The 14,841-nt window shown below is 69.3% G+C and carries 14 protein-coding genes; 12 read left to right on the top strand and 2 right to left on the bottom strand.

Going from position 1 to position 14,841, the window contains the following annotated elements:
• Positions 1–28: 28 nt before the first annotated feature.
• Positions 29–409 (top strand): 50S ribosomal protein L7/L12, encoded by a 381-nt coding sequence (rplL, locus tag CFN78_RS01090; protein WP_094860627.1) that lies wholly within the window; start codon positions 29–31, stop codon positions 407–409.
• Positions 410–541: 132 nt separating this feature from the next.
• Here the strand turns inward: rplL and CFN78_RS01095 are convergent, their stop codons facing one another.
• Complete coding sequence (locus CFN78_RS01095; RefSeq protein WP_094860628.1) at positions 542–1,588, bottom strand: PDR/VanB family oxidoreductase; 1,047 nt, start codon at positions 1,586–1,588, stop codon at positions 542–544.
• Positions 1,585–2,499: a metal-dependent hydrolase gene (locus tag CFN78_RS01100; RefSeq protein WP_094860629.1), complete on the bottom strand. Its 915-nt coding sequence runs from the start codon at positions 2,497–2,499 to the stop codon at positions 1,585–1,587. Before CFN78_RS01100 ends, CFN78_RS01095 begins: the two co-directional genes overlap by 4 nt.
• A 400-nt stretch (positions 2,500–2,899) precedes the next feature.
• On the opposite strand from CFN78_RS01100, the gene CFN78_RS01105 reads away from it, so the two are divergent.
• The 11 genes from CFN78_RS01105 (at position 2,900) to CFN78_RS01155 (ending at position 14,835) form a co-directional block, all read left to right on the top strand.
• Positions 2,900–4,138 (top strand): ABC transporter ATP-binding protein, encoded by a 1,239-nt coding sequence (locus CFN78_RS01105; RefSeq protein WP_094860630.1) that lies wholly within the window; start codon positions 2,900–2,902, stop codon positions 4,136–4,138.
• Between the two features lie 145 nt (positions 4,139–4,283).
• Positions 4,284–5,036: an MlaE family ABC transporter permease gene (locus CFN78_RS01110; protein WP_205660412.1), complete on the top strand. Its 753-nt coding sequence runs from the start codon at positions 4,284–4,286 to the stop codon at positions 5,034–5,036.
• Positions 5,037–5,038: 2 nt separating this feature from the next.
• Complete coding sequence (locus CFN78_RS01115) at positions 5,039–5,896, top strand: MlaE family ABC transporter permease (RefSeq protein ID WP_094860632.1); 858 nt, start codon at positions 5,039–5,041, stop codon at positions 5,894–5,896.
• Positions 5,893–7,227, top strand: coding sequence for an MCE family protein (locus CFN78_RS01120; protein WP_094860633.1), 1,335 nt, complete (start codon positions 5,893–5,895; stop codon positions 7,225–7,227). Before CFN78_RS01115 ends, CFN78_RS01120 begins: the two co-directional genes overlap by 4 nt.
• On the top strand, positions 7,224–8,249 hold the full coding sequence (locus CFN78_RS01125; protein ID WP_094860634.1) for an MCE family protein: 1,026 nt from the start codon (positions 7,224–7,226) through the stop codon (positions 8,247–8,249). The genes CFN78_RS01120 and CFN78_RS01125 overlap by 4 nt, the downstream gene beginning before the upstream one ends.
• Complete coding sequence (locus CFN78_RS01130) at positions 8,246–9,232, top strand: MCE family protein (RefSeq protein WP_094861043.1); 987 nt, start codon at positions 8,246–8,248, stop codon at positions 9,230–9,232. The genes CFN78_RS01125 and CFN78_RS01130 overlap by 4 nt, the downstream gene beginning before the upstream one ends.
• A 45-nt stretch (positions 9,233–9,277) precedes the next feature.
• Positions 9,278–10,468, top strand: a complete 1,191-nt coding sequence (locus CFN78_RS01135) for an MCE family protein (protein WP_094860635.1) — start codon at positions 9,278–9,280, stop codon at positions 10,466–10,468.
• Positions 10,468–11,721 carry an MCE family protein gene (locus CFN78_RS01140; protein WP_094860636.1) on the top strand — a complete coding sequence of 418 codons (1,254 nt, stop codon included), beginning with the start codon at positions 10,468–10,470 and terminating at the stop codon, positions 11,719–11,721. Before CFN78_RS01135 ends, CFN78_RS01140 begins: the two co-directional genes overlap by 1 nt.
• Positions 11,721–13,001: an MCE family protein gene (locus CFN78_RS01145; RefSeq protein ID WP_094860637.1), complete on the top strand. Its 1,281-nt coding sequence runs from the start codon at positions 11,721–11,723 to the stop codon at positions 12,999–13,001. Before CFN78_RS01140 ends, CFN78_RS01145 begins: the two co-directional genes overlap by 1 nt.
• 36 nt (positions 13,002–13,037) lie before the next feature.
• Positions 13,038–13,793, top strand: a complete 756-nt coding sequence (locus tag CFN78_RS01150; protein ID WP_094860638.1) for a hypothetical protein — start codon at positions 13,038–13,040, stop codon at positions 13,791–13,793.
• 34 nt (positions 13,794–13,827) lie between these two features.
• The gene (locus tag CFN78_RS01155) at positions 13,828–14,835 is read left to right on the top strand and encodes a hypothetical protein (RefSeq protein ID WP_240519188.1); all 1,008 of its coding nucleotides are present in this window, start codon (positions 13,828–13,830) and stop codon (positions 14,833–14,835) included.
• The last annotated feature ends 6 nt before the right edge of the window (positions 14,836–14,841 follow it).

The raw sequence follows: 14,841 nt of genomic DNA on the forward strand, positions 1-14,841 counted from the left end.
TTAGTTCGCATCTAGAGAGGACGCCATCATGGCGAAGCTGAGCACCGACGAACTGCTCGACGCTTTCAAGGAGCTCACCCTGCTCGAGCTCTCCGAGTTCGTGAAGCAGTTCGAGGAGACCTTCGACGTCACCGCCGCCGCCCCGGCCGCCGTCGTGGCCGCCGCCCCGGTCGCCGCCGAGGCAGCCGAGGAGCAGGACGAGTTCGACGTCGTCCTCGAGTCCGCCGGTGACAAGAAGATCCAGGTCATCAAGGTCGTCCGCGAGGTCGTCTCGGGCCTGGGCCTGAAGGAGGCCAAGGAGATGGTCGAGGGTGCGCCCAAGGCCCTCCTGGAGAAGGTCGACAAGGACGCCGCCAACGCGGCCAAGGAGAAGCTCGAGGCTGCCGGCGCCAAGATCGCCATCAAGTGATCTAGCGTCACGCCGTTCGCGAAGGGCGGGTACCCCACGGGGTGCCCGCCCTTCGTGCGTTCCGGCTCGGGTGCGCGTTCCTTGCCTGCCGGTCGTCGCCCCTGCCGGTCGTCGGCTGTCCGCTGGGGCGGATCAGAGGTCGAGCACCAGCCGTCCGCCGTCGGCGCGGGAGACGCACAGCAGCATGCCGTCCGCGCGCTGCTCCTGTGTGAGTGTGTGGTCACGGTGGTCCGGTTCGCCGTCGAGTACCCGGGTCCGGCAGGTGCCGCAGAAACCCTGACGGCAGGAGTACGCCACGTCCGGTTTCGCGGTGCGGACGACGTCCAGCGCGGACCGGTCGGCGGGCACGGTCAGCACCCGGCCGGTGCGTGCCAGCTCCACCTCGAACGTCCGTCCGCCGGAGATCGGCGGCGCGGAGAAGCGTTCGAAGTGCAGTGAGCGTGCCCGGCTCGCCGGCAGGTCCAGTCGCAGGCCGGTGATCATCGGGATCGGGCCGCAGCAGTACACGGTCGCGCCGTCCGGGGCGTGTTCGAGCAGTTCCGCACCGGAGGCCGGGATCCCGTAGTCGTCGTCGGTGCGTACCCATACCCGGCCGGTGTCGGATCCGGCCAGTTCGCCGAGGAACGGCAGCGACGACCGGGACCGTCCACAGTAGACGAGGCGCCAGTCGGCGCCTGCGGCCGCGGCGGCCCGCACCATCGGCAGGATCGGTGTGATGCCGATGCCGCCCGCCACGAACAGGTAGCGCTGCGCCGCGACGAACGGGAACGCGTTGCGCGGCCCGCGCACCACGAGCGGGTCGCCCGCGCGCAGGCTCTGGTGGATCTCGCCGGACGCGCCGCCGCGGTCGATCCGGCGGACGGCGATGCGGTACTCCCGGGCCCGATTCCGGTCGCCGCACAGTGAGTACTGCCGCACCCTGCCGGAGGGCAGCACGAGGTCGAGATGCGCCCCGGGCCGCCAGCGCGGCAGCACCCGGCCGTCCGGTGCGGACAACGTCAGCCCGCGCACCCCGTCCGCCTCCTCCCGGACGGCCGTGACGACGAGGCGCAGGTCGCGGTCGACGGGGGTGACCGGCGGTCTGCCACGGTCCAAACGCGACAGTCGTTCGTAGACGGTGATGACCCTGCCGATGCCGCGGACGAGGCGGTCGGTTCCGCCGGTCCCGGTCCGGCTCACCGCTCGCCTGCCTGCGCCGCGGGAGAGTCGGCCAGGTAGGCGATCGCCTGACTGGTCGAACCGTGTTGCGAGGGGTGGTACGAGCGGCGGAAGTACGGCGTCAGCAGGCGCAGCGTCTCGCCGAATCCGGGGGTGAGGCCGTGCTTGCGGGTACGCATCAGATCGCGCAACCGCGGCCTGACCCGGCCGCCGAGCCGCGGGTCGTGCGCGAGCAGGTAGCGCGTGCCGCGGACCCACAGCCAGAAGAAGAACGGTGCGGCGAGCAGGAACAGCCGGACCCGGCGGAAGTACCTGCCGTCGAGATGCTGGTAGAGGTCGTAGGCCACGGCGCGGTGTTCGACCTCCTCGGAACCGTGCCAGCGCAGCAGGTCCAGCATCGTCGGGTCGGCGCCTGCCTCGTCCAGTGCCCGGGCGTCGAGGATCCACTGGCCGAGGAACGCGGTGATGTGCTCGATCCCGGCGATCAGCGCTACCCGTTCGACGAGCCATTCCTCCTGGCGGCGTCCGGTGTACCCGCGGTCGCCGAGGATCCGGCCGAACAGGTGCGCGATCTGCCGGGTGTAGGGGCGGGTGTCCAGGCCGTGCGCGTCGAAGTGGTCGAGGACGCCCTGGTGGGACTTGGCGTGCACGGCTTCCTGGCCGATGAAGCCGAGGACGTCCTCGCGCAGCTTCTCGTCCTCGATCAGCGGCAGTGCCTGGCCGAACACGCGGACGAAGAACTCCTCGCCCTCGGGCAGCAGCAGGTGCAGCACGTTGATGACGTGGGTGGCGAACGGGTCGCCGGGGATCCAGTGCATCGGCAGTGCGGACCAGTCGAAGTGCACGTCGCGGGCGCGCAGCGCGATCTCCTCCGGCTCGGCGGAGTGGTCGTCGGCGGAGTGGTCCCCGGCGGGGGCAGCGTCGGCGGGCATGGGTACGAACCTCCTCGGCGAGCCTGGGCGACGGCGTCGTCGACATCGTCGGCCAGCACGTTACCACCGGTAACAGTTACCTCAATTAGCGGAAACCGTGCGCCCGTATTGCCCGATTCCGTGGGCCACGGCGCGACATTTAGCCCGCTAAACGCGCTCGGCGCCGGACGGAAAGCGACATTCCGCCCGGAATCGGAGCCCGTCACGCAATGCGCGGGGAGAGGCAAGCGCGGTCACCCACGCGGACGTACCGGCCGCCGCGAAAGATCAATAACCCACGAGTAACCTGCTCGCGTCCGGCTCGTTGCACCACAGGTGATGCCGGTACCGGTGGATACTGCCCTGCGCGGCGGCCCCGGTCGCGCGAGCCGACCAGAGACAGCTTCGATGAGGAGGTGCGATGGGTGCCGAGGTGGTCATCGACGGCCTGACCAAGTCCTTCGGCAAGCAGGCCATCTGGCGTGACGTTTCGCTGAGCCTCCCCCCGGGCGAGGTCTCGGTGATGATGGGCCCTTCGGGCACCGGCAAGTCCGTGCTGCTGAAGTCGATGATCGGCCTGCTCAAGCCGGAACGCGGACGCTGCGTTGTCAACGGCGTCGACATCGTCACCTGCTCCGAGGCGAAGCTGTACGAGACGCGCAAGCTCTTCGGTGTCCTGTTCCAGGACGGCGCGCTGTTCGGCTCGATGAACCTCTACGACAACGTCGCCTTCCCGCTGCGCGAGCACACCAAGAAGTCCGAGTCCGAGATCAAGCGCATCGTGCTGGAGAAGCTGGAACTGACCGGTCTCGCCGGCGCGGAGCGCAAGCTCCCCGGGGAGATCTCCGGCGGGATGCGCAAGCGCGCCGGCCTCGCCCGCGCCCTCGTGCTCGATCCCGAGATCATCCTCTGCGACGAACCGGACTCCGGTCTCGACCCGGTCCGCACCACCTACATCTCGCAGTTGCTCATCGACCTGAACGCGCAGATCGACGCGACGATCCTGATCGTCTCGCACAACATCAACCTGGCCCGCACGGTGCCGGACAACCTGGGCATGCTGTTCCGCAAGGAACTCGTCATGTTCGGTCCGCGCGAGGTGCTGCTCACCTCCGACGAGCCCGTCGTGGAGCAGTTCCTCAACGGCCGCAAGATCGGGCCGATCGGCATGTCCGAGGAGAAGGACTCCGCGACGATGGCCGCCGAACAGGCCAACGTCGACGCCGGCCACCACGACGGCTCCCCGGACGAGGACCTGCGCGGCGTCGTCCCGCAGATGGAGCCGACGCCCGGAATGCCGGAGCGCATGGGTATCCGCCGCCGCAAGGACCGCGTCATGCGGATCCTGCACACGCTGCCGCAGGCCGCGCAGGAGAGCATCATCGCCTCGCTCACCGACGAGGACCGGCGGCGCTACGGGATGCAGCAGCCGCACGCCATGGCCGCCGCGCCGCAGCAGAACCAGCAGCCCCAGCAGAACCAGCAGCCGCAGCAGAACCAGCAGCGGGGAACCCAGACGCCGCGATACGGGCAGGGCGACGCGGTCCCCGACCAGCACGCGGGCCAGCTCCCGGCGGACCGTGTCGCACAGGTCCCCGGCTCCGGCTGGGAACAGCCCGCACCGCGCGGCCAGTCCGGCCCAGGGCAGGGCCGACCATGATCACCCGGACGACGCTGCCCCGGACCCGGCAGGCGACACCCCGGCAGGCGACACCCCGGCAGGCGACACAAAGGCAGACGGACGAGTGCCCGCGAGGAGTCCGGTGAGCGGGCAGGCCACCGCGGCCAAGTTCCCCGGCGTCGGCATGCTCCGCGAGACGGGCAGGCTCTTCGCCCTCGGACTCGACGTCACGCGCGGCTTCTTCCAGCGCCCGTTCCAGATCCGCGAGTTCATCCAGCAGGCCTGGTTCATCGCCAGCGTCACGATCCTGCCGACGGCGCTCGTCGCCATCCCGTTCGGCGCGCTCGTCGCCCTCCAGCTCGGTTCGCTGATCACGCAGCTCGGCGCCCAGTCCTTCATCGGTGCCGCGAGCGTCCTGGCGATCATCCAGCAGGCCTCGCCGATCGTCACCGCGCTGCTGGTCGCCGGAGCCGGCGGCAGCGCCGTCTGCGCCGACATCGGCGCGCGCACCATCCGCGAGGAGATCGACGCGATGGAGGTGCTGGGCGTCTCCGCCGTGCAGCGCCTGATCGTGCCGCGGGTACTCGCCATGATGCTGGTCGCGGTACTGCTCAACGGGGTCGTCAGCGTCATCGGCGTGCTCGGCGGGTACTTCTTCAACGTCGTGCTCCAGGGCGGTACCCCCGGCGCCTACCTGGCCAGCTTCTCCGCCCTCGCCCAGCTTCCCGACCTCTGGGTCAGCGAGCTCAAGGCGCTGATCTTCGGCTTCATCGCCGGCATCGTCGCCGCCTACCGCGGCCTGAACCCGCCCCCCGGACCGAAGGGTGTCGGCGACGCCGTGAACCAGTCGGTGGTCATCACCTTCCTGCTGCTGTTCTTCGTCAACGGCATCCTCACCCTGCTGTACCTGCAGATCGTCCCGGCGAAGGGGAGCTGACCATGTCCGCACGCTCCCAGCTCGCCTCCATCGGCCAGGGCGCCCGCCGCGTCGTCAACGCCCCGCTGGGCGCCCTCGACCAGCTCGGCGACCAGCTCTCCTTCTACATCCGCGCACTGGCGTGGATCCCGCAGGCGCTGCGGAAGTACATGAAGGAGACGATGCGCCTGCTGGCCGAGGTCAGCTTCGGCTCCGGCGCGCTCGCAGTCATCGGCGGGACGGTCGGCGTCATGGTCGGCCTCACCGTCTTCACCGGTGTCGTCGTCGGCCTCCAGGGCTACGCCGCACTCGACCAGATCGGCACCGCCGCGTTCGCCGGGTTCGCCTCCGCCTACATCAACACCCGCGAGATCGCGCCGCTCGTCGCCGGGCTCGCGCTCTCCGCGACCGTCGGATCCGGGTTCACCGCTCAGCTCGGCGCCATGCGGATCTCCGAGGAGATCGACGCGCTCGAGGTGATGGGTGTACCCAGCCTGCCCTACCTGGTGACCACCCGGATCATCGCCGGCTTCATCGCCGTCATCCCGCTCTACATCATCGGCCTGCTGACGTCCTACGTCGGATCGAGGCTGATCACCGTCTACCTGTACGGCCAATCGGCCGGAACGTACGACCACTACTTCAATCTGTTCTTACCTCCGGAGGACGTGTTCATCTCCTTCGGCAAGGTGCTGTTCTTCGCGGTGATCATCATCCTGTCCCACTGCTACTACGGTTACCGTGCCACCGGCGGCCCGGCTGGTGTCGGCGTGGCCGTCGGCCGCGCGGTCCGGACCACGATCGTGACCGTCGCGATCACCAACTTCTTCATCGGTTTCGCCATCTGGGGCACCACGACGACGGTGAGGATCGCGGGATGAGCACCCTTCGCACACGCCTCCTCGGCCTGCTGTTCATCGCCGCGATGGTCGGCGGCGTCGCGCTCAGCGTCGCCATGTTCAACAAGTCGTTCAGCGAGTTCGTCCGGGTCAAGCTCCAGGCCGACAAGGTCGGCAACCAGCTCGCCGAGATGTCCGACGTCAAGGTGCGCGGCCTGATCATCGGCAGCGTCGAGGAGATCACCCCCACCGCGTCCGGATCCGAGCTGACGCTGCGCCTCGACCCGCAGTCGGCTGAACTCGTACCCGCCGACGTCTCGGCCCGTTTCATCCCGAAGACCCTCTTCGGTGAACGCTTCGTCTCCCTCGAACTCCCCGAGGGCGGATCGGGCACCAAGCTCGCCGACGGCGACGTCATCCCGCAGGACCGCAGCTCCAGCGCCGTCGAATTGTCCAAGGCGTTCGAGTCGCTGCTCCCCGTGCTGCAGGCGGTGCAGCCGCAGAAGCTCAACAGCACGCTCACCGCCATCTCCACCGCACTCGAGGGCCGCGGCGAACCGCTCGGCGAGACGCTGTCCGAACTCGGCGCCTACGTCGGCGAACTGAACCCGTACCTGCCCGACCTCCAGCGCAACCTGCAGGAGCTGGCCACGTTCTCCGACAACCTCTCCGACGTCACGCCGGACCTGGTGCAGACGCTGACGAACCTGACGGTCACCTCGCAGACCGTCGTCGACCAGCAGCAGAACCTGCAGACGCTCTACGGCTCGCTCACCACCGCCTCGGTCGACCTGCGCTCCTTCCTGGAAGCCAACGCCGCCAACCTGATCAACCTCGGCGAATCGGCGCGGCCCACCGTGGAACTGCTCGCCAAATACGCGCCCGAGTACCCCTGCGTCATCGGGCAGATGGCCGAGGCACTGCCCAAGATCGACGAGGCCTTCGGCAAGGGCACCGGCAAACCGGGCCTGCGGGCGACCATCGAGATCACGCCCAACCGCGGCCCGTACCTGCCCGGCCAGGACGAGCCGGAATTCAACGACACCCGCGGCCCCCGGTGCTATGACATGAAGGACTTCCCGCAGCCGTTCCCGCAGCACCCGCCGGACGGCGCCATCGACGACGGCAGCGTGCCGCCGCCCGCGGCACGCTCCATCAACGACGGCCTGCTGCCCTCGGGCAACGTCGCCAACGCTGGCGGCTACAACGGCGGCGGCACCCCCGCGGGCAACCCGGCCAACACCCCGGCCGAACAGGGCTTCCTCGCCCAGCTCATCGGACCGCAGGTCGGCATGGCCCCGCAGGACGTGCCCGACTTCTCGACGCTGCTGGTCGGCCCGCTGTACCGGGGCGCGGAGGTGAACGTCAAATGAGGGGACTCGCCGCACCACTGGTCAAACTGATCGTCTTCATCGTCGTGACGGTCATGTTCACCGCCGTGCTCGGCATCAGCATCGCCAACGTCAACCTGGCCAGTACCAACGCCTACAAGGCCCGGTTCACCGACGCGACCCTGCTGCTGCCCAACGACGACGTCCGCATCGCCGGTGTCCGCGTCGGGCAGGTGACCGACGTCCGTGTCGTCGACCGCAGGCAGGCCGAGGTGGAGTTCGAGGTCGACGCGGGTCGCAAGCTGCCGGCGAGCGTCACCGCGCAGATCAAGTTCCGCAACCTCGTCGGCCAGCGCTACGTCTCGCTCGGCCAGGGCGACGGCGACATGTCGCAGCCCCTCGACACCGGCGGCACCATCCCGGCGGAGCGCACCAAACCCGCGCTGGATCTGACCGAACTGTTCAACGGGTTCAAGCCGCTGTTCCGCGCCCTGCAGCCCGAGGACATCAACAAGCTGTCGTACCAGGTGATCCAGGTGCTGCAGGGTGAAGGCGGCACCGTCGAGAGCCTGCTCGCCAGCACCGCCTCGCTCACCACCACGATCGCCGAGAAGGACCAGGTGATTGGCGAGGTGATCGGCAACCTGAACGGCGTACTGGACACCCTCAACGCACGTACCCCGCAGCTCAACGACCTCGTCATCCGGCTCCAGCAGTTCGTCTCCGGCCTCGCCGCCGACCGGGAGCCGATCGGCGACGCCGTCGACGCGCTGGGCGGGCTCGCCAACACCACCGCCGGCCTGCTCACCGAGGCCCGCGAACCGCTCAAGCAGGACATCGGGGCACTCGGAACGTTGACGCAGAACCTGAACGACAGCGAGGCACTGGTGGAGCGCTTCATCCAGTTCCTGCCGGAGAAGGTGGAGACCATGAGCAGAACCGCCGACTACGGTTCCTGGTTCAACTTCTTCTCCTGCGAGCTCAAGGGCTCGGTCGGGGTTCCCGGCCTGCCGACGATCCCGCTGACCATCGCACCGGTCAACCGAGAGCGGTGTGGCTCGTGAAGTCCTTCCAGAAACGCAATCCCATCCCGATCGCGATCGCCGGCATCGCGGTGATCGTGCTCGGCATGGTGGCCGCGCTGAACTCCAAGGACCTGCCGCTGATCGGCAACGGCACCACGTACTCGGCGGAGTTCAGCGAGGCCGCCGGGCTGATCGCCGACGACGAGGTCCGGGTCGCCGGCGTCAAGGTCGGCACCGTCTCCGACGTCGAACTCTCCGGCGACAAGGTCCTCGTCTCCTTCCAGGTCAAGGACGCCTGGCTGGGCGACCGCAGCTCGGCCGCCATCAAGATCAAGACGCTGCTCGGGCAGAAGTACCTCGCCCTCGACCCCGTCGGGCAGAACGCCCTTGACCCCGGCCAGGTCATCCCGCGCGAGCGCACCGCCGCCCCCTATGACGTGCTGGAGGCCTTCCGTGGCCTGTCCAGCACCGTCGACGCCATCGACACCCAGCAGCTCGCGCAGAGTTTCGACACGCTGTCCGAGACGTTCTCCGACACCCCGGACGACGTGCAGGGCGCGCTCACCGGTCTCTCCCAGCTCTCCGACACCATCGCCAGCCGCGACCAGCAGCTCGCCGACCTGCTCGCCAACACCAAGCAGGTCAGCCAGACGCTGGTGGACCGCGACGCCGAGGTGACGAAGCTGCTCGAGGACGGCAACCTGCTGCTGGCCGAACTCGCCCGCCGCAAGGAAGCCATCACCAGCCTCCTCGACGGCACCCGCCTGCTCTCCACCGAGCTGCAGGGCCTCGTCGACGACAACACCGGCCAGCTCGACCCCGTACTCACCCAGCTCGACCAGCTCACCTCCATGCTGCAGCGCAACCAGGACTCGCTGAACGACGGCATCAAGGAGTTCGCGCCGTTCATCCGCGTCTTCTCCAACACACTCGGTAACGGCCGCTGGTTCGACACCTTCATCTGCGGACTGGTGCTGCCCTCGGTAGGCCCCATCAACGAAGAGGGGTGCAACGCGTCGTGACCGATCCCACCCGCCTCCCACCACCGCCCGCAATGGAGCCATTCCATGGCGCAATCTAAATTTGGCCAGTCGCTGGCCCGCGGCGTCGCGATCGCCTGCGTGCTGGGACTCGTCGTCGCGGGCGGTCTATGGTGGACGCTCAAGGACGCCGACATCAAGCGCCTCACCGCGTACTTCCCGACCGCCGTCGGCCTCTACGAGGGCAACAGCGTCCGGGTACTCGGCGTGGACGTCGGCGAGGTCACCGGCATCGTCCCCGAGGGCGACAAGGTGAAGGTCGACATCGAGTACGAACGCGGTGTCGAGGTTCCCGCCGAAGCGCAGGCCGTGATCGTCGCCCCCTCGCTGGTCAGCGACCGGTACGTGCAGCTCGCGCCCGCGTTCTCCGGCGGACCGCAGATCGAGGACGGTTCGACCATCCCGCTGGAGCGCACCGCCGTCCCGCTGGAGGTCGACGACCTCTACGCCAGCCTCAGCCAGGTCAGCCAGTCCCTCGGCCCCAACGGCGCCAACAAGGACGGCTCGCTGTCCAACCTGCTCGGCACCCTCTCGGACAACTTCCAGGGCAACGGCCAGCAACTGCACGACACGATCACCAAACTCGGCCAGGCCGCGGGCACCCTCTCCGGCAACAAGGGCGACCTGTTCGCCACCATCGAGAACCTGGCCAGCTTCTCCGACACGCTCGCGCAGAGCGACGGCCAGGTCCGCCAGTTCGAACAGCAGCTCGCCGACGTCAGCGGCTTCCTCGCCGGGGAACGCGGCGACCTGTCCGAGACGGTCACCCAGCTCGGCGACACCCTCGGCTCGGTACAGGGCTTCGTCGAACAGAACCGCGGCCGACTGAAGTCCAATGTGGACAAACTGGCCAGCGTCTCGCGGGTGCTGGTGGACCAGCGCGGCGCGCTCGCCGAGATCCTCGACGTCGCGCCCGTCGGCCTCGGCAACCTGGTCAACACCTACAACGCGGCCTCCGGAACGCTGGACGCGCGGCCGAACCTCAACGAACTCGCGCAGCCGCCGATCGTCCTGCTCTGCCGCACCCTGCAGCAGACACCCGAGGTACTCGACCTGATCGGCGACACCTGCAACTCGATTGCCCCGCTCGTCCAGGGAGTCGTGCCGCTGCCCTCACCGGCCGAGGTGATCGCGGCACTGCAACGCGGAGAACTGCCGCCGTTGCCGCTTCCCCTTGCCGGACAAGAGGTCTACGGCTCCCGGGGTGGTGGTCAGTGATGCGCGCGCGTCGGAAAATGATCGCGGTGAGCGCTGTCGCCGCTCTCGCCCTGACCGGGTGCGGCGACTTCACCGGCATCTACGACATCCCGCTGCCCGGCGGTGCCGACCTCGGCGCCAGCCCGTACACGATCAAGGTCCAGTTCCGCGACGTACTCGACCTCGTGCCGCAGGCGGGCGTCAAGGTCAACGAGGTGCCGGTCGGCCGGGTCGACACCATCGGCCTCGCCCAGGACGGCTGGACCGCCGAGGTCACCGTGCTCGTCAACAGCGACGTGCAACTGCCCGCCAACGCACTTGCCAACCTGCGCCAGTCCAGCCTGCTCGGCGAGAAGTACGTGGAACTCACCCCGCCCGCACCCGACCAGAGCTCCGGTGCGGTCCAGGGCAGGCTCGGCGAGGGCGCGCTCATCCCGGTCGAGCGCACCAACCGCAACGTCGAGGTCGAGGAGGTACTCGGCGCCCTGTCGATGCTGCTCAACGGTGGCGGCGTCGAACAGCTCAACACCATCACCAAGGAACTGAACAACGCCACCGAGGGACGCACCGCCGACATCCGCGGACTGCTCGACAACGCGAACGCACTGGTCACCAACCTCGACCAGCAGTCGGGCGACATCACCCGCGCCCTGGACGGGCTGAACCGGCTCTCCTCCACCCTCAACGAGCAGAAGGACCAGCTCGCCAACGCCGTGGACAACCTCGCCCCCGGCCTGCAGGTGCTGGAATCGCAGCGCGGACAGCTCGTCACGATGCTGCAGGCCCTGCGCGACCTGTCCGGCGTCGCCGTGGACACCGTGAACAAGAGCCAGGAGGACCTCGTCGCCAACCTGCGCTCGCTGCTGCCCACCCTGCAGAAACTCGGCGAGGCCGGCTCGGATCTGCCGAAGGCGCTGGAAATCCTGCTGACCTTCCCGTTCTCCGACGCCGCCGTCGACGGCGTCAAGGGCGACTACTTCAACCTCTACGCCAACATCGACCTCAACCTCGGCGAGGTGCTCGCCAACCTCGGCCGCAGCAGGCAGAACCCGCTCGACGGCCTGCCCATCGTCGGTGACCTGGCACAGGGGCAACTGCCCGGCGGCGAGTCGACCGGACAACCGACGGCCCCGCCGCTGCCGCTGCCTGGCGTCACCCCGGAGGCGCCCGGCGCGCCCGCCGGAACCCCCGCCCCCTCGGGCGGGCAGGCGCCGCGGCCGCAACAGACCGGCGCGGCGGGAATCTTCGGCGTGCTGTCGGGAGGTGTGGGCTGATGCTGGTACGCAGGACGAAACTGCAGCTGATCGCTTTCGTGGTGATCTCGGTGGTGGCGGTGGTGTACGCGCTCGCCCGGTTCACCGACGTCGGCCGGATCTTCGGCCAGGAGGGCTACACGGTCGACCTTCAGCTCAACTCCTCCGGTGGCATCTTCACCGGCGCCGAGGTCTCCTACCGCGGCTACAACATCGGCCGCGTCGGCGAACTCAGCCTCACCGACACCGGACTGCAGGCCGAACTCGAGATCGAACCGGACACCCCCGCCGTGCCCAGCGACCTCGAAGCCGTCGTCGCGAACCGCTCCGCCGTCGGCGAGCAGTTCGTCGACCTGCGCCCGAAGGCCGCGGGCGGACCGTTCCTCGCCGAGGGCGCGGTGATCGCGGCGGACCGGGCGAAGACCCCCGTCAGCACCGACCAGGTCCTCACCGACCTGGACAGCCTCGCCTCCTCGGTACCCGTCGACGATCTGCGCACCGTCGTCGACGAGTCCTACAACGCCTTCAACGGCACCGGCGGCGACCTGCAGGTGCTGATGGACACCACCCGCGACTTCATCGGCACGGCCAGGGAGAACCTTCCGCAGACCGTGCAGCTCCTCCAGCAGGGCGGGACCGTCCTGCAGACGCAGAACGAGCTGACCGGCTCGATGCGCTCGTTCAGCTCCGACCTGAACAAGCTGTCCGAGACGCTGCGCAACTCCGACGGTGACCTGCGCGAACTGATCGGCATCACCCCGCAGGTCGCCGACCAGATCAGCGGGGTGCTCGCCGAGACAGGGCCGGGCACCGGCGCACTGCTGGCCAACCTGCTCACCACGTCGAACCTGCTGGTGACCCGCCAGCCCGGCCTGGAACAGGGGCTCGTCACCTACCCGCTGCTCTCCGTGGGCGCGGGCACTGTCGCCCCCGGCGACGGCACCGCGCACCTCGGTCTCGCCCTCAACCTCTTCGACCCGCCGTCCTGCGTGAAGGGCTACCCGCGGGCCGACGAGGAGGTCAACGGCGGCGAGGGCTACCGCCCCGGCAACGACACCTCACCGCGTCCGGCATCCGGGGACGCCTACTGCGCTGAGCCGCCGGGCAGCCCGGTGAACGTCCGTGGTTCGCAGAACGCCCCGTACAACGGTGTCCCGGTGTCGCCGACGCCGGAGGAGATCGCCGCGAACCAGGGCCGCGGGCAGGAGAACCTGAAGGCCATGCAGCCCATTCCCGGTGTCGCTGGCGGCCCCGCGCTCACCCTCAACGGGCTGGGCTCGCTGCTCGGCCTGCCGGGCTGACCCCGATCTGACACCTGCCACCTACTCTGGAGTCCTATGAGTTCCGATGAGCAGCGGGCCGAGCAGCGGGCCACGCCCGCCGCCGGCCAGGACGAGTCGCGCACCGACGTGCCCGTGACCGACGATGTGACCGCCACCGAGGACGCGACCGCGCCCGGCACCACCGACACGGTCGGCTCCCCGGACTCCGTGAACGGTGACGCGGCCGAGGCCACGGCGGACGCCGACGGTGCCGGGGCGAAGGGTGCGGATCGCGGCCGGAAACTGTTCATCGGTGCGGCCGCGCTTGCCGTGGCCGCGGTGCTGGTCGCGGGCTGGTTCGGCGTCTCCTGGTGGATCGCGGGTTCCGGCGACGACGCCGCGTTCGCGAGCACCCGGGAGGACGTCGTACGGGACGGCACCACGGCGGTGAAGGCGTTCACCGAACTCGACTTCAACAATCCCGACCAGTTCTTCGACAACGCGATCAATTCCTCCATCGGCGACCCCCAGCAGCAGATGCAGGACACCCGGGAAACCGGGAAGAAGACCATGGTCGACGCGAAGTCCCAAGCCACCACGAAGGTCCTGGACCTCGCCGTGGACGAGCTGGACGACCGTGCGGGCAAGGCCCGGTTCCTCGCCGCCATCCAGGTCACCGTGAAGCAGGGCGAGCAGTCCAGCGTCAAACCACTCCGGCTCGAGGTGGAGATGACCAGGGTCGACGACTCCTGGAAGCTCTCCCAGATCGGTCCGGTACCGGTGATCGGCGGCGGCCAGCCCGCCCCGGCACCCCCGCCGCCGGGTCAGTAGGCCCCGCCCGCGTCACCCGAGATCGGAGCAAGTGTTGGCAACTCCTCCCCGTCGCAATCCCCGCGCCACTCCGCCGGCGCGCCGCCCGCGGGTGGCCGGCCTGCGCAAGCCGTCGCCCCGTCCGGGCCCGTCGCTCCCGCCGCGGCCCGCGTGGCGCGATGCCGACGAACCGGTCAGCGGTGTGCTGGACGAGGCGGTCGACATCCCGGCCGACGTTCCGGTCGACGAGACGGAAACCCTGCCCGGCAAGGAAACCACACCGTCCGAAAAGGACACAAAAGACACGGAGGGCGCCGGGGGTGCGGCGGTGGTCACCCCCCGGCCGAGTCCGCGCCGCAAGACCCGTGACCACGGCGCACCGAGGCCGGAGTCCCAGGAGGACACCGTGTCGTCCGCGCCCGAGCCGGGACCGGGCGCCAGGGCCTCCTCCCGCGCCGCCGCCCCGCGCCGCTCGCGGACCACCCTGGCCGCTGTGCTGGTCGTGGTCGCGCTGCTGTTCGCCGGGCTGGCCGTGTTCTTCAAGATCATGGGCGATGACGAGGCAGCCGCGTCCAACAACACCGCGCTCATCGACGTCTCCCGCACCTCGCAGGTGAAGGGCGAGGTCACCGCGGGCGTCGAGGCGTTGTTCTCCTACGACTTCAACGACATCGCCAAGACCGAGCAGGCGTCCGGCGACCTGCTCGTCAACGACGAGGCCCGCAACCAGTACAACTCCCTGTTCGCCGAGGTGAAGCGGCTCGCCCCGGAGCAGAAGATGGTGGTGACGTTCAAGGTCACCCGCACGGCCGTGGTGCTGCTCGACGACGACCGGGCGAAGGTGCTCGTCTTCGGCGACCAGACCGCCACCCGCACCGATCAGAACCAGACCTCCGCGGGCGGTTCCCAGTTCTCCGTCGACACCGAGTTGCGCGACGGGAAATGGAAGATCGCCGGACTCGACTTCTACAGCGACGGGCAGCAGCCGGAGGGGCAGCCACCCGCCCCGTTGCCCGGCACGCCACCCGAAGGTGGGGCCCCGGCCCCGGTGCCCCCGGGCTGAGCCCGT

This window comes from Amycolatopsis antarctica, assembly GCF_002262875.1.
Taxonomy (GTDB): Bacteria; Actinomycetota; Actinomycetes; order Mycobacteriales; family Pseudonocardiaceae; genus Amycolatopsis; species Amycolatopsis antarctica.